Source organism: Variovorax sp. 770b2 (genome assembly GCF_900115685.1).
In the GTDB taxonomy this organism is placed as follows: domain Bacteria; phylum Pseudomonadota; class Gammaproteobacteria; order Burkholderiales; family Burkholderiaceae_C; genus Variovorax.
This window is the reverse complement of the sequence record NZ_FOXJ01000010.1, coordinates 44472-67622: the sequence shown is the minus strand read 5'-3', so window position 1 is coordinate 67622 and position 23151 is coordinate 44472. Positions and strand designations below refer to the sequence as shown.

The window sequence follows — 23151 nt, the reverse complement described above, 5'->3', positions numbered from 1 at the left end:
CTCCCGCCGACGGTGGGCCCTGTTTCGCGAATGTCCCCCGGCCTGCGGCCTCCTCCTTGATTTCGCGAAACAGGGCCCACCATCGGCGGGAGCGCTTTCAGAGCGGTCGTTGATCGGTCGCACACCAGCAGCGTGCCCCAGTGCGCAGGGCATCGGGTGCTCCCCGCAGCGAAATAAAGGAGGAGGGCGAAGCCCGGGGGACATTCGCGGAGGGGAGTACCCGATGGCCTGTGCACGCGCCCCGAATGAACCCGCCTTATCACCCGATCGTCATCAAGCTCGCATTGCCCCCGGCAGCCGCAGTGTTGACGCTCAAGGCACGCTCGACCACAAGGCTTTCGAGCGGAATGCCCGCATCCCCCGGAGCGAGTGCGCGCACGCCGACGATCGGCCCCGGGCGCGACGCGATGCGATGCATGACGTCCGCCAGGCTCGCTGCATCGCCGTGATGAAGCACGGCATCGAACACGACGGTCTCCGAAGTCCAGTCGCTCGCGATGGCGACCGATTGCTGCACTTCGAGTGGCAACGCTGCGAGCAGGCGCTGTGCGCCGGCATCCGCGGGCCAGATCGCCGTGCTGCCCACAGAGAGCACGGCCGCCAGTTGCACGAGCCGGTCGGCTTCCGCATCGGCCAGGCACAGCACGGCTTCGCGCGGCTGCAGCGTGTAGACGTTGCGCTCGCCAGTCGGGCCGGTGAGCGTGCGCGAGCTGCCCGCGCGCGAGAGTTCGCCGAAGCGCAGGCACTGCGTTGCCAATGCATCGCGGTTCGTTTCGCTCGCCCATCGCGCCAGGGCCGACAGCGCGGCATGCGATGCACCGCCTTGCGTCGGCGATGCGTTGCCCGGGTCCGCATCCGCAATGGCACGCACCAGCACATCGTCCGGCCGCTTCGACAGCATGCGGTACATGTAGAGCGGCCCGCCCGCCTTGGGCCCCGTGCCCGACAGGCCTTCGCCGCCGAACGGCTGCACGCCCACGACCGCACCGACGATATTGCGGTTCACATACACATTGCCCGCCTTCGCGTGCCCCACGATCTGCGCGATGGTCTCGTCGATGCGCGTGTGCACGCCCAGCGTGAGCCCATAGCCCGTGCCGTTGATCTGGCCGACCAGCGCACCCAGGTCGCGGCGGCGGTAGCGCACCAGATGCAGCACCGGCCCGAACACCTCGCGCTGCAGTTCGGCGATGTTGTCCAGCTCGATGAGCGTCGGCATCACGAAGGTGCCCTGGCGCGTGTCGTGGCCGAACTCGCGGCCCTGTCGGTAGACGCGGCGGCCGCGGCTGCGCATGGTGGCGATGTGGCGCTCGATGTTGTCGCGCGCCTCGGCGTCGATCACCGGGCCCACGTCGACGGCCAGCCGCGCGGGGTTGCCGATGCAGCTCTCGGCCATCGCACCCTTGAGCATCTCGACGAGCCGGTCGGCCGCTTCCTCCTGCACGCACAGCACGCGCAGCGCGGAGCAGCGCTGGCCGGCGCTGTCGAAGGCCGAGGCCATCACGTCGGCGACGACCTGTTCGACCAATGCGGACGAGTCCACGATCATCGCGTTCTGGCCGCCGGTCTCGGCGATGAGCGGCACGGGCGTGCCATTGGCGCCGAGCCGCGTCGAGAGCGTTTTCTGCAGGATGCGCGCGACCTCGGTCGAACCCGTGAACATCACGCCCTGCACGCGGGCATCCGCGACCAGTGCGGCGCCGACGGTTTCGCCGCGGCCGGGCAGCAGTTGAACGGCGGCGCGCGGCACGCCCGCCTGCCACAGCACGCGGATCGCCTCGGCGGCGACGAGCGGCGTCTGCTCCGCGGGCTTGGCCAGCACCGGGTTGCCGGCCGCGAGCGCGGCGGCCACCTGGCCGGTGAAGATCGCGAGCGGGAAATTCCACGGGCTGACGCACACCATCGGCCCGAGCGCGCGGTGCGTGTCGTTGGAGAAATCGGTGCGTGCCTGCGCCGCGTAGTAGCGCAGGAAATCCACCGCCTCGCGCACTTCGGCGATGCCGTTGGCGTAGGTCTTTCCGGCCTCGCGCGCGAGCAGGCCGAGCAGGCGCGGCTGCTGTGCTTCGAGCAGGTCGGCTGCGCGATCGAGCAGGGCGGCGCGCGCCGTGGGCGGCGTGGCGGCCCATGCCGTTGCGATGCCCTGGGCCTGCGACACGGCCGATTCGACATCGGCCAGCGTGGCTTCGTGAACCTGCCCAACGACATCGCGATGGTCTGCGGGGTTGAGCACATCGGCCCACGGATGAGAGGCTTCGTCGCGCTGCCCGCTTTCGGCGAGCAACGGTTCTGCGCGCCATGGTTCGGTGGCCGTGGACTGCAGCGTTTCGCCCAGCATCCGCAGGCTGTCGTCGTTCGCCAGGTCGAGCCCTTGCGAGTTGCTGCGCTGCGCGCCGTAGAGCGCAGCGGGCAGCGGAATGGCCGGATGCGGCAAGCCGACGGTGCCTTCGTTCTGCGCCATGCGCTCGACCGTCGCGACCGGGTCTTCCACCAGCGCTTCGAGCGGAATCGTCGGGTCCGCGATGCGGTTGACGAACGAGGTGTTGGCGCCGTTCTCCAGCAGCCGCCGCACCAGGTACGCGAGCAGCGTCTCGTGCGTGCCCACGGGCGCGTAGATGCGGCACGGCCGCCCGAGCGGCCCGACCACCTGTTCATAGAGCGGCTCGCCCATGCCATGCAGGCACTGGAACTCGTACTGCCCCGGCTGGTAGCGCGCCGGGTCCGCCATCGTGTAGATCGCGGCGAGCGTGTGGGCGTTGTGCGTGGCGAACTGCGGGTAGATCGCCTCGGGCGCATCGAGCAGCTTGCGCGCGCAGGCCAGGTACGACACGTCGGTGTAGGCCTTGCGCGTGTAGACCGGGTAGCCGTCGAGCCCTTCGATCTGCGCGCGCTTGATCTCGCTGTCCCAGTAGGCGCCCTTCACCAGACGCACCATGAGCCGGTGGCGGCTGCGGCGCGCGAGATCGACCACGCAGTCGATCACGAGCGGGCAGCGCTTCTGGTAGCCCTGGATCACGAAGCCGATGCCGTTCCACCCCGCCAGCGCCGGCTCGAAGCACAGGCGCTCCAGCAGGTCGAGCGAGAGCTCCAGGCGGTCGGCTTCCTCGGCGTCGATGTTGATGCCGATGTCGTACTGCTGCGCGAGCAGCGTGAGCGCGCGCAGCACCGGGTACAGCTCGTCGATCACGCGCGCGTGCTGCGCGCGGCTGTAGCGCGGGTGCAGCGCCGAGAGCTTGATGGAAATGCCCGGGCCCGCGTACACGCCGCGGTGGTTGGAGGCCTTGCCGATCGCATGGATCGCGTCTTCGTAGGCAATGCGGTAGTGCTTCGCATCGTCGGTGGTGAGCGCCGCTTCGCCGAGCATGTCGTAGGAATAGCGAAAGCCCTCGGCCTCCAGCTCGCGCGCGTTGTCCAGCGCCTGCGCGATGGTCTCGCCGGTGACGAACTGCTCGCCCATCATGCGCATCGCCATGTCCACGCCCTTGCGGATCAGCGGCTCGCCGCCCTTGCCGATGAGGCGTGTGAGAACGGTGGAAAGACCCGTCTCGCTGTGCGTGGCCACCAGCTTGCCGGTGAGCAGCAGGCCCCAGGTCGCGGCGTTGACGAACACCGAGGGGCTGCGCCCCGCATGCGACTGCCACTGGCCGTGCGCGATCTTGTCGCGGATCAGCGCGTTGCGCGTCTCGGCATCGGGAATGCGCAGCAGCGCTTCGGCCAGGCACATCAGCGCGACGCCTTCCTGCGAGGAGAGTGCGTATTCCTGCAGCAGGCCCTGCACGAGGCCGGCGCGGCCGCTGGCGTTCTTGCGGTTTCGCAACTGCAGTGCGATTCGATGGGCGAGGGCGTGTGCCTCTTCGGCCTGCGAGGCCGAAAGGCGCGCCTGTTCGAGCAAGGGCGGCAATGCCTCGGGTTCGGGGCGCCGCCAGGCGGCGGTGATCTGGGCGCGCAAGGCCGAAGGCGGGGCCAGTCCATCGGCGAAATCGATGAACGAGGAAGGCAGGGGGTCGGGGTCGTTGGCGCTCATGTCAGGTCCATGCTGGTGATATGTTGAATGATCGCAATCTGTCTCACGAATATTTATCCGAAGAATTGCCGTGACACCGAACAAATGACAGGTTGACGTGCATTCCCGTTTAATGGATATTTCATCCAATATGACGGAATCAACGCCAACCCCTGCGACGGCCACCCTCAACGACCGCATCGCCCAGCGCGTGCGCGACCTGCGCGCCACCCGCGCCCTGTCGCTCGATGCATTGGCCACGCACTGCGGCGTCAGCCGCTCCATGATCTCTCTGATCGAGCGCGGAGAGAGCAGTCCGACGGCCGTGCTGCTCGAAAAACTCGCCACCGGCCTGGGCGTTCCGCTCGCCTCGCTGTTCGACGATGCCGAGCCCACCGCCAGTCCGGTGTCGCGCCTCGCGGACCAGTTGCAGTGGCGCGACCCGCACTCCGGCTATGTGCGGCGGAACGTCTCGCCCGGCGGCGCCATCTCACCCATCCAGATCGTCGAGGTCAACTTCCCGCCCAAGGCCCGCGTGGCCTACGAAACCGGCGCGCGCGAGCCGCGCATCCACCAGCAGGTGTGGGTGCTCGAAGGCCGCATCGAAGTCACCGTGGGCGACGACCTGCACCGGCTCGACGCGGGCGACTGCCTCGCGCTGTCGCTCGACCATCCGGTGAGTTATCACAACCCGACGCGCAAGACCGCGCGCTATGCCGTCGTGATCACCTCGGCACCTGCTTCCTGGAGATGAATGAAATGACGACGACCGAAGTACCCCGCATCCGTGCCCTTGCGACAGTGAGCGATGCCCAGGTGCAGGCGCTGGCCGAGCTGCTGATCGATTGCGTCGAAGGCGGCGCGTCAGTGAGCTTCATGCTGCCGATCACGCGCGAACGCGCCCTCGCGTTCTGGCGCAAGGTGACCGATGGCGTGGCGCGCGGCGAACGCGTGCTGCTGGTGGCCGAAGACGACGAGGGCCTGCTGGGCACCGTGCAGGTCGTGCTCGACCAGCCCGAGAACCAGCCGCACCGCGCCGAGGTCTCCAAGATGCTCGTGTTTCGCCGCGCGCGGCGCCGGGGCATCGGCGCACTGCTGATGCAGGCGGCCGAGGACGCGGCGCGCGCGCACCGCAAGACGCTGCTGGTGCTCGACACATCGAGCGCCGAGGCCGAGCGCCTCTATGCGCGCATGGGCTGGCAGCGCGTGGGCGTGATCCCCGGCTTCGCGCTGCTGCCAGAGGGCGAGCCGTGCAGCACCACCTTCTTCTATCTCGCGCTGCAGGAGCGTGCATGAGCAGCTTCGAGCAACTGCTGCACGAGGCGGATGCACGGCCGCTCATCGGATGGGACTTGTCGTGCGACGGTCGTATCACCACCGCTGCCACGCCATGGAATTTCGAAGCCGCGGTCGTGCGGCATGCGCACCGGTCGCCCGACATGCTCGACATGGGCACGGGTGGCGGCGAGTGGCTGAGTGCGCTGGCGCATCGTCCGGCGCGCACTGTCGCGACCGAGGGCTGGGCACCCAACGTGGCCGTCGCGCGCGAGCGCCTGGCGCCGCTGGGCGTGGAGGTGGTCCAGGTCGAAGGCGCCGATGACAACGCGGCGCAGACGCCCGGCGATGAAGAGGCGCGACTGCCGTTCGCGGATGCGTCGTTCCATCTGGTCGTCGATCGCCACGAGTCCTTCGTCGCGGGCGATGTGCATCGCATCCTCGTGGCGGGCGGGCGCTTCGTCACGCAGCAGGTCGCGTCGGACTTCAATGCCGATTGCTACGCGCTGCTGGACCTGCGCATGCCCGCGTTGCCGCGATGGCAGCTGGACACCGCGGTCGATCAACTGGCGCGCGCGGGCCTGGTCATCGCGCAAGGCGAAGAGGGCGCGGAGCTGCTGTCGTTCGACGACATCGGCGCGTTCGCCTGGTACCTGAAGCACGTGCCGTATGTGTGCCCCGAATTCACCATCGACGGATGCCGCGCCGCACTGGAGCGCCTGCACGCGCGAATCCAGGACAGCGGCCCACTGCCGATGCGGCAGAAGCTGTTCTGGCTGGAGGCCGTCAAACCAGCGGCAGGCTGAGCCGCGCGGATTTTTGTACCGTACCGTGTCTGGCACCCCGCCAGATACGGAACACGACGATTCAGTGTGTGTCTCGACACACATGACGGCGCGTGCCGCGATGGAATGGGCGCTCCATCCACTCGACACGAAGCCCGCCATGACCATGCCCTCGCTCCCTCGTTCAGGCCGCGCATTCGGCGCTGTCCTGTTGTTCGCCACTGCCTTCGCGGCGCAGGCCCAATCCGCTGCGGCCTCCGATCCACGTGGCCGCTGGATCACCGCGAACGGCAACCTCGAAGTGGAAGTCGCGCCCTGCGGCGCTGGACTGTGCGGCACCGTCACCAAGGTGTTGGGCAACCGCTCGATGGCCCCCGGCGGCGGCGACATGCAGGCCGCCGACAAGCGCCCGGCGCTGGGCATGACGCTGCTGAAGGACTTCGCGCCCGTCGATGCGGCCGACCCCGCACGCCCGCCCACCGAATGGACCGGCCAGATCTACAACCGCGAGAACGGCAAGCTCTACAGCTGCAACATGTCGGTCAGCACCGCCGGCAACGCGGCAGGCGAGCTGCTGCTGCATGCGTATGTCGGGCTGCCGCTGTTCGGCAAGACGCAGCGCTGGGTGCGGGTCGCGTCGAGCGACTGACGCGGGCCGTCGCGATCAACGCGCCCCGAACACCGCGTTCTCGAACAGGTCCTTGAACTCGCGCGGCTGCGAGCGCCAGTACTGGTGCGGCGCCTTCACCTGTGCGCCCAGCTCGGCCGCCGCATGCCACGGCCAGCGCGGGTCGTAGAGGATCGCGCGTGCGAGCGACACCGCATCGGCCTGGCCCTTGGCGATGATCTCCTCGGCCTGCCGCGGCTCGGTGATCAGGCCCACGGCGATGACCGGCATGCCGACCTCGGACTTCACGCGCTCGGCGAACGGCACCTGGTAGCCCGCGCCGAGCGCGATGGCCTGCTTGGGCGACACGCCGCCGCTGGACACGTGGATGGCCGCGCAGCCGCGCGCTTCGAGCGCCTTGGCGAAGGCGACCGTGCCTTCCAGGTCCCAGCCGTCCGGCACCCAGTCGACGGCCGACACGCGCACCCACACCGGCTTGTCGGCGGGAAAGGCTTCGCGCACCGCATCGAACACCTCGAGCGGAAAGCGCATGCGGTTCTCCAGGCTGCCGCCGTATGCGTCGTCGCGGTGATTGGCCAGCGGCGAGAGGAACTGGTGCAGCAGATAGCCGTGCGCCGCGTGGATCTCCAGGCCATCCAGGCCCAGCCGCGCCGCGCGCCGTGCGGCTTCGGCAAAGGCGTTGCGGATGCGCGCGAGGCCTGCGGCATCGAGTGCGATGGGCGCATCTTCGGTCGGGGCATGCGGCACGGCCGAGGGTGCAGAGGCCTTCCATCCGCCGGGTTCGCCGGGTGCAATCTGCTTGCCGCCTTCCCATGGCGCGCGGCTCGATGCCTTGCGCCCCGCGTGCCCGAGCTGCATCGCGATCCTGATGGGCGAATGGGCCCGCGTCGCCGCGAGCACGCGGGCCAGGCCCTCTTCATTGGCATCGGAATAAAGCCCGAGATCGCCGGGCGAGATGCGCCCTTCGGCCTCCACCGCCGTCGCCTCCAGGATCATCAGCCCCGCGCCCGAGAGCGCGAGGTGGCCCAGGTGGATCAGGTGCCAGTCGCCCGGCGTGCCCTCGGTGGCGGAGTACTGGCACATCGGCGCGATGACGATGCGGTTGTCCAGTCGAAGGGTGCCCAGTTGCAGGGGCGTGAAGAGGTGGGCTTGGCTCATGTCATGAAGTGGCTGCGCAGGTGCCGCGATTCTGGAGCGTTGCCGCGATCGGGGCAGCCGGTGCCGCAGAAGCCTTGCGGCCCGCCGCGGTATGGAGCAGCAGCGCGCCGATCACCATCGCCATGCCGACCGCCTCGTTCGCCGTGGGCATCTTGCCCATCGCCATGCTCATCAGCAGCGCCGACACCGGCACGAAGTTGAAGAAGGCCGTGCCCGTCACGGCCCCGAGCTTGCTCACGCCGAAGTTGAAAGCCAGCACCGCGATGGCCGAAGATACCAGGCCCACGTAGAGCAGCGCTTCCCACGACAGGCTGAGGCCTTCCACGCTCGGCATCTGCGAGAGTCCCAGCACGCTGGCCCCGACGGCGGCAACCAGCAGCAGCGGCCACGCGGCCAGCACGGTGAGCGCGCTGTACTCGATCACGTCCAGCCCGGGAAAGCGCGCCGCGCCCCGCGTGTACCAGACCCAGCCCAGCGTGCCGACGAAGGCGACGGCATCGCCGAAGAGCGTCGAGGCGCCGGCCGCCGCATCGCCGAACAGCAGACCCGACACGATGGCCACGCCCAGCAGCGCGAGCGCCGAGGCCAGCAGCGTCGTGCGCGAGGGGCGCACGCCGTCGAGTGCCCAGCGCAGCAGCTGCGTGGTCATGGGCGTGGTGGCCACGATGACCGCGCCGTGCGAGGGCACCGAATGCGCAAGGCCGACCAGCAGCATCACGCTGAAGACGCCGAAGCCCGCGAACCCGCGCAGCGCCAGCGGCCCCGCGTGCAGCCTGAGCTTGCGCCAGGGCGCCATGCCGCGCGGAAGAATGAGCAGCACGAACAGCAGCGCGGACATGCTGTAGCGGATCAGCGTGAACCACACGGGTTCGACGTGGTGCAGCACGCCCTTGCTGACCAGGAACATGCCACCCCAGCTGGAGGTGGCGAGCAGCAGCGCGGCGATGCCGAGCAGGCGTTGGCGAGGGGACAGAGGGAGTGACACGGGGAGCCTTTGCAATGAATCGATGGCTCCAAGGATCGTGCTTCGGCGCTCCGATTTCCATTCGCTTCTTTGGACGGGCCCCTCCAAAAAAGCGAATGGCCGAATCGGACCGAAGCGCCCACAATTTGCCCCATGGAGCTCTACCAACTCAAGACCTTTGTCGCCATCGCCAAGGAGGGCAGCCTGACCCGCGCCGCCGAGCGCGTGTTCACCAGCGCCCCGGCGGTCAGCGCGCAGCTCAAGGCGCTGGAAGACGAGCTGGGCGTGAAACTCTTCGACCGCACCCCGCGCGGCATGGTGCCCACCGAAGCCGGCCACAGCCTCTTGGACGAAGCCGAGCGCACGCTGGCCTCGGCGACGCGCATGCGCTCGGCGGCCGACCAGCTGCGCGGCGCGGCGCAGGGCGTGGTGCGCTTCGGCACGGTGGTCGATCCGGTGTCGCTGAAATTGGGCGAGGTGCTGGTGAAGCTCGCCGAGCGGCATCCGCAGGTCACGCTGCAGCTCAAGCAGGGGCTGTCGTTCGAGACGCTGGCCGGCGTGCAGCGCGGCGACCTGGACTGCGCCTATGTGCTCAGCGACAGCGAGCAGTCCGAAGGGCTGGAGCTGCGGCGCCTGAGCGTGGTCGACCTGACCGTGGTGCTGCCGCTGCCGGTGGCCCAGGCGCATCCCGATCTTTCGCTGGACGAACTCGTGAACCTGCCATGGGTGGGCACGCCGACGTCCTGCATCCTGCGCGTGCACCTCGAAAAGCTCTTCGCGAGCGCAGGCCGCGAGTATCACCAGGGCCGCACCGCCGATGGCGAGAGCGCGATCCGCAGCATGGTCGCCAGCGGCATGGGCGCGGGGCTGATGCGGCTGGACCAAGCCGAGCAAGGCGCGCGCAATGGCGAGCTTGCGATCTGGAATGGGTGGCGGTCGCACACGTGGCTGTGCTGGATCGCGTCGGTCGATGGCAAGCGGGCCGTGTCGGTCGATGCGGTGCGGGGGGCGGTGATGGAGGCGTGGGCCTGAAGTCATTCAGGGCGGCACTCACGCCGACGGTGGGCTCTGTTTCGCGAATGTCCCCCGGCTTCGCCTCCTCCTTTATTTCGCGAAACAGGGCCCACCATCGGCGCGAGCGCTTCAGTGCGGTCGTTGATCGGCGATCACCAGCAGCGTGCCCCGGTGCGCAGGGCGTCGGGTGCTCCCCGCAGCAAAATAAAGGAGGAGGGCGAAGCCCGGGGGACATTCGCGGAGGGGAGTACCCGATGGCCTGTGCACCCACCCCGAACGAACCCTCCCGCGACTTTTACATCTGCCCACCGCCGTTCTTACGAGTTTCTTCTTACGGGGCATGACGAACGGCTTATTGACCGGTCCATCGCGTCGCCGCTACCTTTGAATCGCGCCCCATCCGGGGCGCGATCTGCATTGGAAAAACGGAAAACTACATGGCTCATCTTTCACCGCCGCAGTCCACCCGGACCGGCCGCACAGGCCTTCGCTGGCACCACCTTCTGGCCTGCGTCGCGCTGCTGGCGACCGCCGCTTTCGCATCGGCCGCCGAGCCGGCCAAGGACCATCCGCTGGTCGGGCGCTACGAAGGCTCCGTGCTCGACGCGTTCCAGAGCAACGCCTACGACGAGGTCGGCCTCATCCGCGGGCCGATCAAGTACGGGGACAAGACCAATCCCGATGCGCTCAAGGTGGCGGGCAAGGTCTCGCTCTACTACTACAAGCTGCCCGACGGGCGCTCGCTGCTGGAGGTGCAGCGCAACTACGAGGCGAGCCTGAAGGCCAAGGGCTTCCAGCTGAAGTTCAGTTGCGCGACGACCGACAGCAGCTGCTACAGGAAGGACCCGGACCGCGAGACCCCGTACACCGACGTCTCGGGCCTGGCCAACGCGATCGACACGCCCGAGTGGCCGCAGATCGGCCGCGGGCGCCAGTTCGTCAGCAACTACTTCGAGAACAGCGGCCGCTACGTGCTCGCGCAGTACGACGGCCCCGCGGGCACGGTGTACGCCAGCATCGCGCTGGCCGAGAGCACGCCGGGCAAGGGCAACTTCGCCTTCGTGCGCGTGGTCGAGACGAAGGCGATGGAGGCCGACAAGATCGTCTTCGTCGATGCCACCGCGATGCAGAAGGGCCTGGCGGAAGCCGGCCGCGTCAACCTCTACGGCATCCGCTTCGACCTGGACAAGGACACGATCAAGCCCGAGTCGCAACCCACGCTGGACGAGATCGCCAAGCTCATGCGCACCAACCCGCAACTGCGCGTGCAGGTGGTGGGCCACACCGATGCACAGGGCGAGGAGCCGCACAACGCGGACCTCTCGCGCCGGCGCAGCGTGTCGGTCATCGCGGCGCTGGCGAAGACGGGCGTGGACGGGCGCCGCTTCACCTCGCGCGGCGCCGGCTCCAAGGAGCCCGTGGCGCCGAACACGAGCGAAGACGGCCGCGCGAAGAACCGGCGCGTGGAGTTGTTGCGGCTCTAGACCCGGTTACCTGAGCAGCACCTGAACAGCACCCGGGCAGTGCCTGGCCACGCTCGGATCATGGATCGCCGGGATGGCAGGCGGCGCCGTGGCCTGTCATCATCCGCGGTGGAATGACGCACGACCCGAATCCCCTCGCCGATCTGTTGAACCGCGCCAGGCTTGCCCTGGCGGATGTCGAGGGCGTTCTGCCCCCTGCGTCGCCCGCCACGGCGGAGGCGGGATGCGTGGTGTTCTTCGCCATGGGCGAAGGCGAGAGCCGCGCGCGCGTGGTGGCCGGACGCGGACCCGACATCGAAGCCGCATGGCAGCGGGCCGCCGATGCGGCCACCGTCCAGGCAAAGCGCGGCGACCGGCTGCCCGAGCGCCTGCGCGCGGAAATCGTCGACACGGTCACGGCCATGAGTTGGGGCGAGTTGAAAGCGAAGTTGGCGCAAACCAAGCGCAACTATTTCAACCTCGGCATCGCATTCGATGCAGGCTTCAAGCACGCGCTGCTCGCGCAGGAGATGCAGGGCGCCGCAGTCCTCTACAGCGGCGAGGTGGAGCACGCGCTGCCCAACCCCACCAACCTGCGCCTGCATGCCAAGCGCCGCTTCGGCGCCGAGATCGACTTTCCCGCGGACGATGCCGCGCCCGTCTGGTGCTTCACCACCCGCGCCGTGTACGTCGATGCAGAGGGCGCGTGGCCGATCACCGCCGAAGGGCAGGCCGCGGGCTACCGCCGGCTGGACCACTGGAATGCGCGGCAGGTCCGCCAGCTGATCGATTCGGCGAGCGACTATCTCGCCGAACAGGTCAAGCCCACCGGCGAATTCCACTACGGCTGGTTTCCCTGCTTCGACCGCGCCATTCCCACCTACAACACCCTGCGCCACGCCAGCACCACCTACGCGATGCTGGAGGCCTGGGAGCTCACGCGCAGCGCCACGCAGAAGGCGGCCATCGACCGCTCGCTGGGCATCCTCACGCAGCGCCTGATCCGCCAGGTGCCGCTGCCCGACGGCACACAGGCGGCGCTGCTGGTGGACGTGGGCAACGAGGTCAAGCTCGGCGGCAATGCGGTCTGCCTGCTCGCGCTGGTGAAGTACACCGAGCTCACCGGCGACCGGCAGTACATGACCCTCATGGAGCAGCTCGCGCTCGGCATCCGCGCCATGCAGGACCAGAAGAGCGGGCGCTTCGTGCACGTGCTCAATTTCCCCAAGCTGGACATCAAGGATGCGTTTCGCGTCATCTACTACGACGGCGAGGCCGCCTTCGGGCTGATGCGCCTCTATGGGCTCACGCGCGACGAGCGCTGGCTCTCGGTGGTGGAAAAAGCCTTCGACCATTTCATCGCCGCCAGGCACTGGGAGGCGCACGACCACTGGCTGAGCTACTGCGTGAACGAGCTCACGCGCTACCGGCCCGAGACGCGCTACTACCGGTTCGGGCTGCAGAACGTGGCCGGTTACCTGGACTTCGTGCTGGAGCGCATCACCACCTTCCCGACGCTGCTGGAGTTGATGATGGCCGCGCGCGAGATGGTGCTGCGCATCCAGGCCGACCCGGCGCTGCGCCCGCTGCTGGAGGGGCTGGACCGCGAGAAGTTCGACCGCGCGCTGGAGCACCGCGCGCGGTACCTCGCCAACGGCCACTTCTGGCCCGAGCTGGCGATGTTCTTCCGCAACCCCGACCGCGTGGCCGGCTCGTTCTTCATCAAGCACCACAGCTTTCGCGTGCGCATCGACGACGTGGAGCACTACCTCTCGGGCTACGTGGCGTACCTGAAGCTGCTGCAGCAAGGAAAGGACAATGTCGATGCAACCGCCCCGGGCGTGGGCGATGCCCCCGCGCCCCGGCTGCTGCCGCCGGCCGATGGACCCGTGGTGGCCTGGGGCGGCGACGTCAACCTCGGCCGCCGGCAGCACTACCGCACGCAGGAGGTGGGCCTGGCTGCCGTGCTTGGCGGAGTGCCGGTGCTGGCCGAAGCGGACCTGCGCATCGTCAACCTCGAATGCGTAGTCTCCACGCTCGGCGCGCAGGGCGTGGAGAAAGACGAGGCCACGCCTTACTACTACCGCGCGCGGCCGGAGATGCTGCGCGTCCTTACCGAGGCCGGCATCGAGGTGGTCGCCACCGCCAACAACCACAGCGGCGACTACGGTGTCCAGGCGCTGCTGGAGCAGGCGAGCCTGCTGGACGCCGCAGGCATCGGCCACGCGGGCACCGGCGCGACGCTCGAAGCCGCGCTCAAGCCGGTGCTGCGCCGCGTGGGCGCGCTCAACGTGGCGCTGTTCGTCATCGATGCGACCCAGCCGCGCTTCGCGGCCGGCGAGACCACGGGCGGGAGCGCGTACCTGCCGCTGTCCGCGCCGGCCGCGTGGCTCGAATGCCTCGCGCCCCGCATCGCCGCGGTCCGCGCGCAGGCGCACGTGGTGCTGGTGGCCGTGCACTGGGGAAAGAACCAGGAGCCCGCGCCCGGCGGCGAAGAGATCGCCGTGGGCCACGCCATCATCGAGGCCGGTGCCGACGCGGTGCTGGGGGCATCGGCCCACATGTTGCAGGGTGTCGAGATCCACAGGGACCGGCCCATCGTCCACGACGCCGGCGACTTCCTGTTCGACGCCGTGCGGCGCGACGACGACGAGGGCGGCGTGTTCTCGCTGCAGCTCACCGAAGACGGCGTGCGGCGCGTGATGTTCACGCCCATCGGTACGGGCTTCGGCCAGACGGTGCAGCTGGAAGGCGAACGCGCCGCGGCCTCGGCGGGCCGCTTCCTGCAGAAATGCGCGGACCTGGGATCGGCCTTCACGATGGCGCCGACGGGCCAGTGCGTGCTCGAGCTTCAGCCGCCGCCCAGGGCGCGCAAAGCGCTGCCGGACCTGCCTTCCGTGGCGGTTCGGCCGGAGGCGATCCGGCCCGTGTCCGTGCCGCGCGACGAATGGCGGGTGGACGCCGTGCCGTCCGAGGCGAAGCTCGCGTCGCCCCTGTCGTTCGGGCCGCTTCGCCTGCTCGGCGTGCAGGCGGCGCCGAAGGCCGTCGAAGGCCGTCAGTTGCTGTTCGTCGAGACCTTCTGGCAGATCGACCCGCAGATCGACCAGCCCCTCGACACCGACTGGCGACTGGACATCCGCGCGGTGCCCCTCGCGCCCGCCACGATGCCGTCATGGGGCGCCGCCATGGACCACGACCCCTGCGACTGGATGTGGCCCACCAGCCGTTGGCAGCCCGGCGTGATCTACCGCGATTACTGCGGCCTGCGTCCTCCAGCGGGCAATACGCTGCACGACGCGCAACTGCAGCTCGTGATCGGTTGGGTTGGCACCTCGGGGGACTTCGCGGGCGTGTCGGTGGGGTCGCCGATCCCGTTCACAGCACGCAGAGGCAAGGTCACGCCGCAGCCCGTGGAGACGTATCCGCCGCCACCGCGCTACCGCGCGACAGCACCCGACGAGTTGCCGCCCGATCTGCCGGACGTGCCCGGCCAGACATGGAACGCCGCGCAGGTGGCCGCTGTTACCGGCGGAACCTGGCTGGTCGAGCCGCCGCCCGGATGGTTCGTTCGCTCGGTGGCGCGCGGCCGCACGTTCCTGGATCTGTTGCCGGCACCGGCACTGTTCGTTGTGTCCGATCAACCCACGCGCGCATTGCACGAGCGCTATGCGGCCGCGCCGACTCGCATGGATGCGGAAGCGGGCGCGCGGCTTGTGCGAATGCAGCGGCGCCTGGCTGGGGCGGTGCTGAGCAAGCCCGTGGAAGGACTGGCCCCGGACTTCCCGGTGCTGATGGTCGACGATTCGATCCACGCCTTGATCGAACTGGGCGCCACGGCGCGGCAACGCCTGCGGGGCCGGGTAGTGGCCATCACCGGCAGCGCCGGCAAGACCTCCGTGTGCCGGATGCTGGCGCATGCGTTCGCAGCTTCGCATCGCGTCTTTTCGACGCTGGACAACTACAACTCGCGCGTGGGCATGCTCGCCATGCTGGCGAACGTTTCGGCCGACACCGACCTCGTCGTGCTGGAGACCGCGGTGAGCGGCATCAACGCGCCGAATTTCCAGAACATCAAGCTGGTGGACCCCGACCTGGCCATCGTCACCAACATCGCGCCGTCGCACCTGGGAAAAGGGCAGACGGTGCTGGACATCGCGCGGCGCAAGGCGAACATCTTCGACGGCATGCGGCCCGGCGGCATCGCCGTGCTGTGCACCGACACCGATCATTTCGACTATCTGCTGAGACGGGCTCGGGCGCGACGGCTCACGGTGCTCACCTACGGAGAGGCGGCTTGCGCGGACGTCCGCCTCGAAGCGCACGACCCCATGTCCGGCAAGGTCACGGCCAGCCACCGCGGCCAGACCTTCTCGTACATGCTGGGTGCGAAAGGGCGGCACATGGCCATCAACAGCCTGGTGTGCTTCGCGGTGGCGCGCGCCCTGGCGCTCGACGAAGCGAAGGTTCCGGCGCAGCTTGCATCGTTCGCGGCGGTGGCCGGGCGGGGCCAGCTCCTGGAACTCTCGCTCGGGCAGCGGCGCTTCCGGCTCATCGACGAGACCTACAACGCGAACCCGCTGTCGATGACGATGGCCTTGGCGATGATGGCCGGGGAGCCGTGTGCCGGTGGCCGCAAGGTGCTCGTGCTCGGCGACATGCTGGAGCTGGGCAGCGATGCCGCCCGCTACCACGAGGAGCTCGTCGCGCACATCGTGCAATGCCGGCCTCCACTGGTGTTCCTCCGGGGGCCGCACATGCACAGGCTGCGCGACCGGCTCGCGGCGGCCTTGCCGCCGACATCGCTCGTGCATGCGCCTGAGACGCTCGCCGACCTCCAGCGCGCGCTGTTCGATGCAATCGGCGAAGGCGACCTGTTGCTCCTGAAAGGCTCCAACGGAATGCAGCTCTGGCAGATCGTGCATGCATTGGCAAAGCTGCAACAGCCCGCGCCACCGATGCCGCCGGCTGTCGTGATCCGGCGCGTCGCAGCGCCGTCCGCACCGACCCCGCCGGCACGCGCCTGACGTTGCGCAGCTACCAGCTGCCCGACGCACCGCCGCCGCTGCTGGAGCCACCGCCGCCCGACGAGGAAGAAGAAGACGACGACGAGGAGGACGATGACGAGCTATCGCTCGACGAACTGCTGCTCCAGCCGCTGTCGTCGGAACTGCCGCCGGAGTCGCCGTCGCTCTCCAGGTTGAAGGCCTTCGGCAGGAACGCGAAGGCCGCGCTCACGGCGGCGACCAGCAGCAGCGGCAGCGCGAGCTCGTCGGCGTCGCCCTCGTAGAAGCTCCAGCCCAGGATCGCCATGGCCCCGAGCACGAAGAGGAGGCGGGCCCAGAAGCCCCGCGGGCTTTCGCGCCAGGCGTTGCGCGCGCCCAGGCCGACGGCCGCGAGGTAGGCGAGTCCGATCGCCGCGATGACCGTGTACATCATGCCCAGGGCCAGGTCGTCCGGGTTCATGACCTTGCCGGCGAAGGTCAGCGCCGCGATCAGCAGCACGGCGATGGCGGTGATGATCCGTGCCAACGCCGAGCGGCTGCAGGCGATGCCCAGGCCGAAGCCGATCGGCGCGGGCAGCAGGAGCAGCATTCCAAGCAGCGCGGGACTGACCAGCACGGTCGCCGCCACCAGGGGCGCGGCGGCCAGCAGGGCCATCGAGAACGGCCAGCGCTTGAACGGCGCGGACGCCGGCGCCGCCACCGGCACCGGTGGCCGCGATCGGTCGGCGTTCTTGCGGCGCTTCTTGCGTTTTCCGGAGGCGTGGGCCGGGCTCTCCTCTGCCGGGGTGCGGTGCGCGAGCCACTCCTGGGCCGTGTCCGCCGGCTTCGCGCGCCGGCGGCCATGCCATGCGCCGATGGCGGTGCTCCACAGCAGCACGCCGAAGAGCGCCCAGCCCGCGGGCGTGACGCCGCCCGCGGTTGGCGGCGCGCTGTCAGCCGACGGCCCGATGTCCAGCGCTTGCGGCAGCTCGACCGCCCCGGACGGCTGCGTGCCGTACAGCGTGCCGCCGATCAGCAGCGACAGCGACTGCACCGCCGTGCGGATGCCGCCGGCGAAGTCGCCGCTGCGAAAACGCGGCGTCATCTGCTGGTCGATGATGCGGGCGGCCTGGATGTCGGTGATCCTGCCTTCCAGGCCGGTGCCCACCTCGATGCGCATGCGGCGGTCCTTCAGCGCCACCAGCAGCAGCACGCCGTCGTCTTCTGCCTCGCGGCCGAGCTTCCACTCCGCGAACACGCGCGTGGCGAACTGCTCGATGGAGTCCTCGCCGGTGGTCGGCACGATCAGCACGGCGAGTTGCGCCTCTGTGTCGGTCTGGAGCGCGTCGATCTGCTGGCGCAGGTCCTCGGCCTCGGAAGCCTGCAGCGTGTTCGTGAGGTCGACCACGCGCGACGACATGGCGGGCACAGGCAGCGGCCTGGCCTGCGCGGCAGGCAGCCAGGCGAGCATCGCGACGCATGCCAGCAGAAAGCCGAACCCGATGCGCGACGCCTTCATCTGTTTGCGCTCTTCGTCACCACGCCCGCGCCGCGCACTTCGAGCCTGCGCTGGTCGACCACCTTGCCGGAGGCATCGACCAGTTCGATCACATGGCGCCCGGGCCAGGGCAGCCACTGCGCGCTGTTGCCGCGCGCAAAGGGCTTGCCGTCGATGCGCCACTGCACGCCGCGCCCTTCGGACTCGAAGCGCACGCGCTGGCGCAGCGGCGGGATGTCGGGGTCCAGCGCGATGATGGTGCCGTCCGAGGGCGCGGTGATGCGCGCGGCGAAGGCGTCGGTCGCCATGCCGGTGTCCAGCGCGAAGAGCGGCTGCTCGGTGCCCTGCAGGAACCACTCGCTGCGCGCAGCCTCGATGGCGTTGCCGTCGGCCGCGGGGCCGAACTCCACGCGCGCCTCGACGAGGCCGGCCGGCGGTGCGGGCGCGCGGCTGGGCTCCCGCGCATGCAGGAAGCGCATCACCTCGGCCCACACCGGCGCCGCGCCGCTGGTGCCGCTCACGTCCCACATCGAGGCGCCGCTCGCGTTGCCCACCCACACGCCGACCGTGTAGCGCTGCGACCAGCCCACGGCCCAGTTGTCGCGCATGTCCTTGCTGGTGCCGGTCTTCACCGCGGTCCAGAAGCGGGTGGAGAGGATGCTGTCCAGGCCGAAGGTGCGCGTGCGCGCGTTGGGGTCGGAGAGGATGTCGCCGACGATGAAGGCGGCGCGCGGATCCAGCAGTGGCGGGGCGGCCGCGGCCTTCGCCTTGTCGGCGGCAGACGCTGGCGGCCGCGCGGTCAGCGTCGTGGTGCCGTAGCGCCCGCCGTTGGCCAGCATCCGGTAGGCGTTGGCGAGCGACAGCAGCGACACCTCGGCGCTGCCGAGCGCGAGGCTGTAGCCGTAGTAGTCGCCGCTCTCGCGCAGCGGCAGGCCGGCGGCGCGCAGGCTGCGCGCGAACGACTCGGGCGACACCATCACCAGCGTGCGCACCGCCGGCACGTTCAGCGATGCGGCCAGCGCGGTGCGCGCGGAGACGGGGCCCTTGAACTGGCGGTCGTAGTTCTGCGGAATGTAGAGGCCGCTCGCGGTGCTGATCTGTGCCGACGAGTCCTCGATCAGCGAGGCCGCGGTGATCCGCTTCTCGGCGATCGCCTGGCCGTAGAGCAGCGGCTTGAGCGTGGAGCCGGGCTGGCGCAGCGCGGTCACGCCGTCGACCTCGGCCGCCTGGCTCAAGGGGCCGGAGGAGCCGACCCATGCGAGCACTTCGCCGCTCGCGTTGTCCAGCACCACGAGCGCGCCGTCTTCCACGTGCCGGTCGCGCAGCTCGCGCAGGTGGCGCTGCAGGGAGTCGAGCGCAAAGCGCTGCAGCGGCGCGCGCAAGGTGGTGCGAACGCTGGTTTCCTTTCCCTTCGGCAGGGCCACCGGAGCCGTGGTTGCCGCATCCCGCATCTCGCGCAGCACCCGCCGCGCGGCATGCGGCGCGATGCCTTCGTTCGCATCGAAGGCGCGCCGCTGCACCGCCGCGCTGGTGAACATGTCGATCGCGTCGCAATCGACCTTCTGTTCGGGCTCCATCGCGCGCAGCACCTCGCAGGCGCGCTGCGCGACGAGCGCGGGCTTGGCATTGGGCGCACGCACCAGCGCCGCGGCCACGGCGGCTTCTCGCGCGTCCAGGCCGCTGGGCGCCTTGCTGAAGAGGGTGCGCGAGAGCGCATCGATGCCCACGATCTCGCCGCGGAACGGCACGGTGTTGAGGTAGGCCTCCAGGATCTGGTCTTTGCGCCAGTTGCGCTCCAGCTGCGCGGCGGCCACGGTCTGGCCGATCTTCTGCGTGAAGCTGCGCCCGCTGGCCGCGCGGCGCAGGTCCTCGTCGAGCAGGCCCGAGAGCTGCATCGTGATGGTCGATGCGCCGCGGGTGCGCGTGTTCCAGAGGTTGCCCCAGGCCGCGGAGGACACCGCGCGCCAGTCGATGCCGCTGTGTTCGTAGAAGCGGCGGTCCTCGCTCAGCACCATGGCCGCGCGCAGGGCCGGCGACACGTCGGCCAGCGCGATCCACTGGCCGCGCCGCACGGTGGCATCGGTGCGCACGCGCTGCAGCAGTTCGCCGTTGCGGTCGAGCACGGCGGTGTCGGAGGAACGGAAATCGCGCTTTACGTCCTCGAAGCTCGCAAGCGCCCAGGCGGGGTGCGCGCAGGCCGCGGACAGCACGGCCACGGCGAAGGCCCTGTGAATGGAAAGCGCAAGCAACTGCATCGAAGGCAAGGGGATGGTTCAGGACGGTTGCCCGCATTCTCTGCGATGCACCACGGGAACCTCGCCTACTCGGCGACGGGTGGCTCGCCGCCTTGCCGGCGCGACGACTTCGACCCAAAGTTCACAGCAGATTCCACATCCGGTAACGAACTTCACGCGATGGCTTCAATGGAGAAACCGAACGCGTACCGGCGTGGCCTTCAATGCCCTACCGGCTCGCAGGAGGCGAGCCCGGTTTCATAACCACTCCAAGGAGAAACGCATCATGATGATGAAGACATTGGCAGTCCTGCTGGCCGCATCGGCCGCCCTGGCCGGCTGCGTGGTCGCACCGTACGACAACAACCCGCCACCGCGCGCCCAGCGCGACCGCGATCGCGACGGCATACCGAACCGCGCCGACCGCGACCGCGATGGCGACGGGGTTCCGAACCGCTACGACCGGGCGCCGAACAACCCGAACCGCTGAAGCAAAAAAAGGCCGCGAAGCTCTGCGCTTCACGGCCTTTTTTTCAAGCGGCCTGCCTTTACCCCGGCCGGCGCGCCATCAACGCCCAGAGGCCCGCTGCGCTCAGCAGCGACCCCCCGGTGAGATTGAAGCGCCGCTGCGCGCGCGGCGACGAGAGCAGCTTGCGCGCCGAGCCCGCGAACACCGCATACAGCGTCGCGTTCAGCGCGGCCATCGCCACGAAGGTCACGGCCAGCACCCACATCTGCCGCGTCACGTCGGCGGCCGGGCTGATGAACTGCGGCAGGAACGCCACGAAGAACACGATGCCCTTGGGGTTCAGCGCCGTCACCAGGTAGGTGTTGGCAAAGAGCCTCCAGCGCGAGGCGGGCGCTGCGGGCGCGGCCATCTCGGTGGACGTGATCCCCGCGCGCATCAGCCGGATGCCCAGGTACAGCAGGTACAGCCCGCCCACCCACTTCACCACCGTGAACCAGAATGCCGAGGTCGCCAGCAGCGCGCCCAGGCCCAGCAGCGACACCACCAGCGCGGTCGAGTCGCCCAGCGCCACCGCGGCGATGAGCGGCACGTTGGCGCGGCGGCCGTGCGACATCGAGTAGCTGATCACCGTGAGGATGGTCGGCCCCGGAATGATCAGGAGCACGGCGGAGGCCGCGACGAAGGCGAGCCAGAGTTCGATGGGCATGAGGTTGTCTCCTGGTGGTGTCGGTGTTCTTGGAAGGCGATGGTCCGCGTCAGGTGCCGAGGGCCGTGCGCGCGACGTGCCAGGCGCCGCGGTGCCCGTCCACGTAGCTGATCGGCGAGCTGGTGAGGTCGTCCAGTTCCACGTCGTCCAGGCAGGTCACGTTCACGCCGTAGGCGCTCGCGCCTGTCTCGGGCGAATGGCCCACGCCGAAGGAGCGCACGCGGCAATGGCGGCACACGATGTAGTGGCTGTTGCGGGTGTCCAGCATCTGGTCGCTGAGTTCAGATTCGCCTTCGAGCAGGCGGAAGGCATTGGTTGCGACGATGGCCGGCCAGAAGCGCGTCTGGGTGCAGATGGCGCAGTTGCACCGCAGGGTGCCCAGGCTCAGGTCGATGTCGGCTTCGAATCGCACGGCGCCGCAGTGGCAGCCGCCGGTGTAAGTCTTTTTCATGTGCTTGTTCGCTGCGTCGGGCAGCCGGCAAACACCATATCAAATGCCGTGCCAATGGGCAGCGGCGGGGGCTTTTCAGGCAGGCGCTGTGCCGAACCGGGCGGCCGAGCGGGCCTTGGCACGCTCGGCCTCGACGACGCGGTCCTTTGGCTCGGCGGTGGTGACCAGCGACTCGATCAGGCGCGCGGCCGTCGCGGCCACTTCATCGACCGCGCGCTCGAAGGCCTCTTCGTTGGCCTTGGACGGCACGCTGAAACCGCTGAGCTTGCGCACGAACTGCAGCGCGGCGGCGCGTATCTCCTGCTCGGTGGCGGGGGGCTCGAAGTTGTAGAGGGTCTTGATGCTTCTGCACATGGGCGCTCTCTCCAAATTGCAGTGAATGCTTCAGTCTAGCGAAGCAGGGCCATCCTGAAAGCGTCGTGGTAAATGCCGTCGATCAGGCTGGCGCGCCGCGCGAGGCCTTCGTGCTCGAAGCCCAGCCGCTCGTACAGCGCCTTGGCGTTCAGGTTGTCCGCGCGGACCGAGAGCTCGATGCGGGTGAGCCCGCGCGACCACGACCTGTCGATGGCCGCCTGCAGCAGCTGCGTGCCCAGGCCCCGGCCGCGCGCCTCGGGCAAGAGGGCGATGCCCAGGATGCCGATGTGCGCCCTCGAATGCCCGAAGACCGGCGACACGTCGCACCAGCCCACGACCCGGTCGCCGGCATCGACCGCGACGACATGCGGAAAGCCTTCGGCCAGCACGTTGCGATAGAAGGCGAGCGATTGCTGCCACGGCGGCGCCTGGGTCTGCGCGAGGTACTTCTTTTCGCGCGCCACGGTGTCGAGCGCCTGGTACAGGCTCTCGAAGTGGCGCTCTTGGGTCGCTACGACGGAATGGGTCATGTGCGAATCCTCGCTTCCAGTTGCGCTTTCACGGCCGGCCACTCGTCATCGATGATGCTGAAGCGCACCGAGTTGCGCTTGCGGCCGTCCGGCATGATCCGCTCGTGGCGCACGATGCCTTCCTGCTTCGCGCCGAGCCGCAGGGTGGCCGCGCGAGATTTTGCGTTGATCTCGTCGGTGGTGAATTGCACGCGCACGCACGCCATCTCCTGGAAGGCGTGGCACAGCATCAGGTGCTTGGCCTCGGTGTTGACGAAGCTCTTCTGCCACGACGCCGAGATCCAGGTGCTGCCGATCTCCAGCTTGCGGTTGATGCGGTCGATCTTCCAGAAGCGCGTCGAGCCGATGACTCGGCCGGTCTCGCGCAGCACGGTCGCGAAGGGCATCACGGTGCCGGCCGCTTTCCCTTGCAGGGCGTTTCCGATGTACGCATCGACCGTCTCCGCCGAAGGCACGACGGTGAACGGCAGGTTCCAGAGCTCGCCGTCGGCGGCGGCGTCGATGAGCGCCGGCGCATCGGATGCAAGCAGGGGGCGCAGGAGAATGCGCGGGCCGGTGAGGGTGGGGTGCGAAAGCGGCATTCGCAAGACGATAGCCGAATCGGGGCCGGTCCCTGACACGGCCCGACCGGCCCCGTTCG

General features: G+C 69.2%; 18 protein-coding genes. 8 read left to right on the top strand and 10 right to left on the bottom strand.

The features are described 5' to 3' along the window. Positions 1 to 259: 259 nt before the first annotated feature. Positions 260 to 4021, bottom strand: coding sequence for a trifunctional transcriptional regulator/proline dehydrogenase/L-glutamate gamma-semialdehyde dehydrogenase (gene putA, locus BM133_RS32030; protein ID WP_093443179.1), 3762 nt, complete (start codon positions 4019 to 4021; stop codon positions 260 to 262). A gap of 130 nt (positions 4022 to 4151) precedes the next feature. On the opposite strand from putA, the gene BM133_RS32025 reads away from it, so the two are divergent. The 4 genes from BM133_RS32025 to BM133_RS32010 all read left to right on the top strand — a co-directional run bounded on the left by BM133_RS32025 (position 4152) and on the right by BM133_RS32010 (position 6709). Then, positions 4152 to 4754 carry a helix-turn-helix domain-containing protein gene (locus BM133_RS32025; RefSeq protein WP_256219426.1) on the top strand — a complete coding sequence of 201 codons (603 nt, stop codon included), beginning with the start codon at positions 4152 to 4154 and terminating at the stop codon, positions 4752 to 4754. 5 nt (positions 4755 to 4759) lie between these two features. Next, positions 4760 to 5296, top strand: coding sequence for a GNAT family N-acetyltransferase (locus BM133_RS32020; protein WP_371286375.1), 537 nt, complete (start codon positions 4760 to 4762; stop codon positions 5294 to 5296). After that, positions 5293 to 6081: a class I SAM-dependent methyltransferase gene (locus tag BM133_RS32015; protein WP_093443173.1), complete on the top strand. Its 789-nt coding sequence runs from the start codon at positions 5293 to 5295 to the stop codon at positions 6079 to 6081. Before BM133_RS32020 ends, BM133_RS32015 begins: the two co-directional genes overlap by 4 nt. 145 nt (positions 6082 to 6226) lie before the next feature. Continuing rightward, positions 6227 to 6709, top strand: a complete 483-nt coding sequence (locus BM133_RS32010; RefSeq protein WP_256219425.1) for a DUF2147 domain-containing protein — start codon at positions 6227 to 6229, stop codon at positions 6707 to 6709. A 15-nt stretch (positions 6710 to 6724) separates the two neighbouring features. On the opposite strand, the gene BM133_RS32005 is transcribed toward BM133_RS32010, so the two are convergent. Next, positions 6725 to 7846 (bottom strand): NADH:flavin oxidoreductase/NADH oxidase, encoded by a 1122-nt coding sequence (locus tag BM133_RS32005; RefSeq protein ID WP_093443171.1) that lies wholly within the window; start codon positions 7844 to 7846, stop codon positions 6725 to 6727. Position 7847: 1 nt separating this feature from the next. Further along, positions 7848 to 8831: a DMT family transporter gene (locus BM133_RS32000; RefSeq protein ID WP_256219424.1), complete on the bottom strand. Its 984-nt coding sequence runs from the start codon at positions 8829 to 8831 to the stop codon at positions 7848 to 7850. A 132-nt stretch (positions 8832 to 8963) separates the two neighbouring features. Here BM133_RS32000 and BM133_RS31995 point away from each other — a divergent pair, with 132 nt between their 5' ends. The 3 genes from BM133_RS31995 (at position 8964) to BM133_RS31985 (ending at position 16311) form a co-directional block, all read left to right on the top strand. Continuing rightward, positions 8964 to 9842 carry a LysR family transcriptional regulator gene (locus BM133_RS31995; RefSeq protein WP_093443169.1) on the top strand — a complete coding sequence of 293 codons (879 nt, stop codon included), beginning with the start codon at positions 8964 to 8966 and terminating at the stop codon, positions 9840 to 9842. A gap of 419 nt (positions 9843 to 10261) precedes the next feature. Next, positions 10262 to 11308, top strand: coding sequence for an OmpA family protein (locus BM133_RS31990; RefSeq protein WP_093443167.1), 1047 nt, complete (start codon positions 10262 to 10264; stop codon positions 11306 to 11308). Between the two features lie 113 nt (positions 11309 to 11421). Further along, the gene (locus tag BM133_RS31985; RefSeq protein WP_093443165.1) at positions 11422 to 16311 is read left to right on the top strand and encodes a CapA family protein; all 4890 of its coding nucleotides are present in this window, start codon (positions 11422 to 11424) and stop codon (positions 16309 to 16311) included. 10 nt (positions 16312 to 16321) lie between these two features. Here the strand turns inward: BM133_RS31985 and BM133_RS31980 are convergent, their stop codons facing one another. Together BM133_RS31980 and pbpC are read right to left on the bottom strand one after the other, a co-directional pair. Continuing rightward, entirely contained in the window at positions 16322 to 17788 is a 1467-nt protein-coding gene (locus tag BM133_RS31980; RefSeq protein ID WP_093443163.1) for a TPM domain-containing protein, read from the bottom strand. Next, entirely contained in the window at positions 17785 to 20022 is a 2238-nt protein-coding gene (pbpC, locus tag BM133_RS31975; RefSeq protein ID WP_093443161.1) for a penicillin-binding protein 1C, read from the bottom strand. Before pbpC ends, BM133_RS31980 begins: the two co-directional genes overlap by 4 nt. Positions 20023 to 20287: 265 nt before the next feature. Between pbpC and BM133_RS31970 the strand changes: the two genes are divergently transcribed. Then, positions 20288 to 20491 (top strand): thrombospondin type 3 repeat-containing protein, encoded by a 204-nt coding sequence (locus tag BM133_RS31970; protein ID WP_371286374.1) that lies wholly within the window; start codon positions 20288 to 20290, stop codon positions 20489 to 20491. Between the two features lie 58 nt (positions 20492 to 20549). On the opposite strand, the gene BM133_RS31965 is transcribed toward BM133_RS31970, so the two are convergent. The 5 genes from BM133_RS31965 to BM133_RS31945 all read right to left on the bottom strand — a co-directional run bounded on the left by BM133_RS31965 (position 20550) and on the right by BM133_RS31945 (position 23092). After that, on the bottom strand, positions 20550 to 21176 hold the full coding sequence (locus BM133_RS31965) for a LysE family translocator (RefSeq protein WP_093443159.1): 627 nt from the start codon (positions 21174 to 21176) through the stop codon (positions 20550 to 20552). Between the two features lie 49 nt (positions 21177 to 21225). Beyond that, complete coding sequence (locus BM133_RS31960) at positions 21226 to 21627, bottom strand: GFA family protein (protein ID WP_093443157.1); 402 nt, start codon at positions 21625 to 21627, stop codon at positions 21226 to 21228. Positions 21628 to 21702: 75 nt separating this feature from the next. Beyond that, a complete protein-coding gene (locus BM133_RS31955; RefSeq protein ID WP_093443155.1) occupies positions 21703 to 21981 on the bottom strand; it encodes a DUF2277 domain-containing protein in 279 nt (92 codons plus the stop codon). Between the two features lie 35 nt (positions 21982 to 22016). Next, a complete protein-coding gene (locus BM133_RS31950) occupies positions 22017 to 22511 on the bottom strand; it encodes a GNAT family N-acetyltransferase (protein WP_093443153.1) in 495 nt (164 codons plus the stop codon). Continuing rightward, positions 22508 to 23092 (bottom strand): GNAT family N-acetyltransferase, encoded by a 585-nt coding sequence (locus BM133_RS31945; RefSeq protein ID WP_093443151.1) that lies wholly within the window; start codon positions 23090 to 23092, stop codon positions 22508 to 22510. The genes BM133_RS31950 and BM133_RS31945 overlap by 4 nt, the downstream gene beginning before the upstream one ends. Positions 23093 to 23151: the final 59 nt, after the last annotated feature.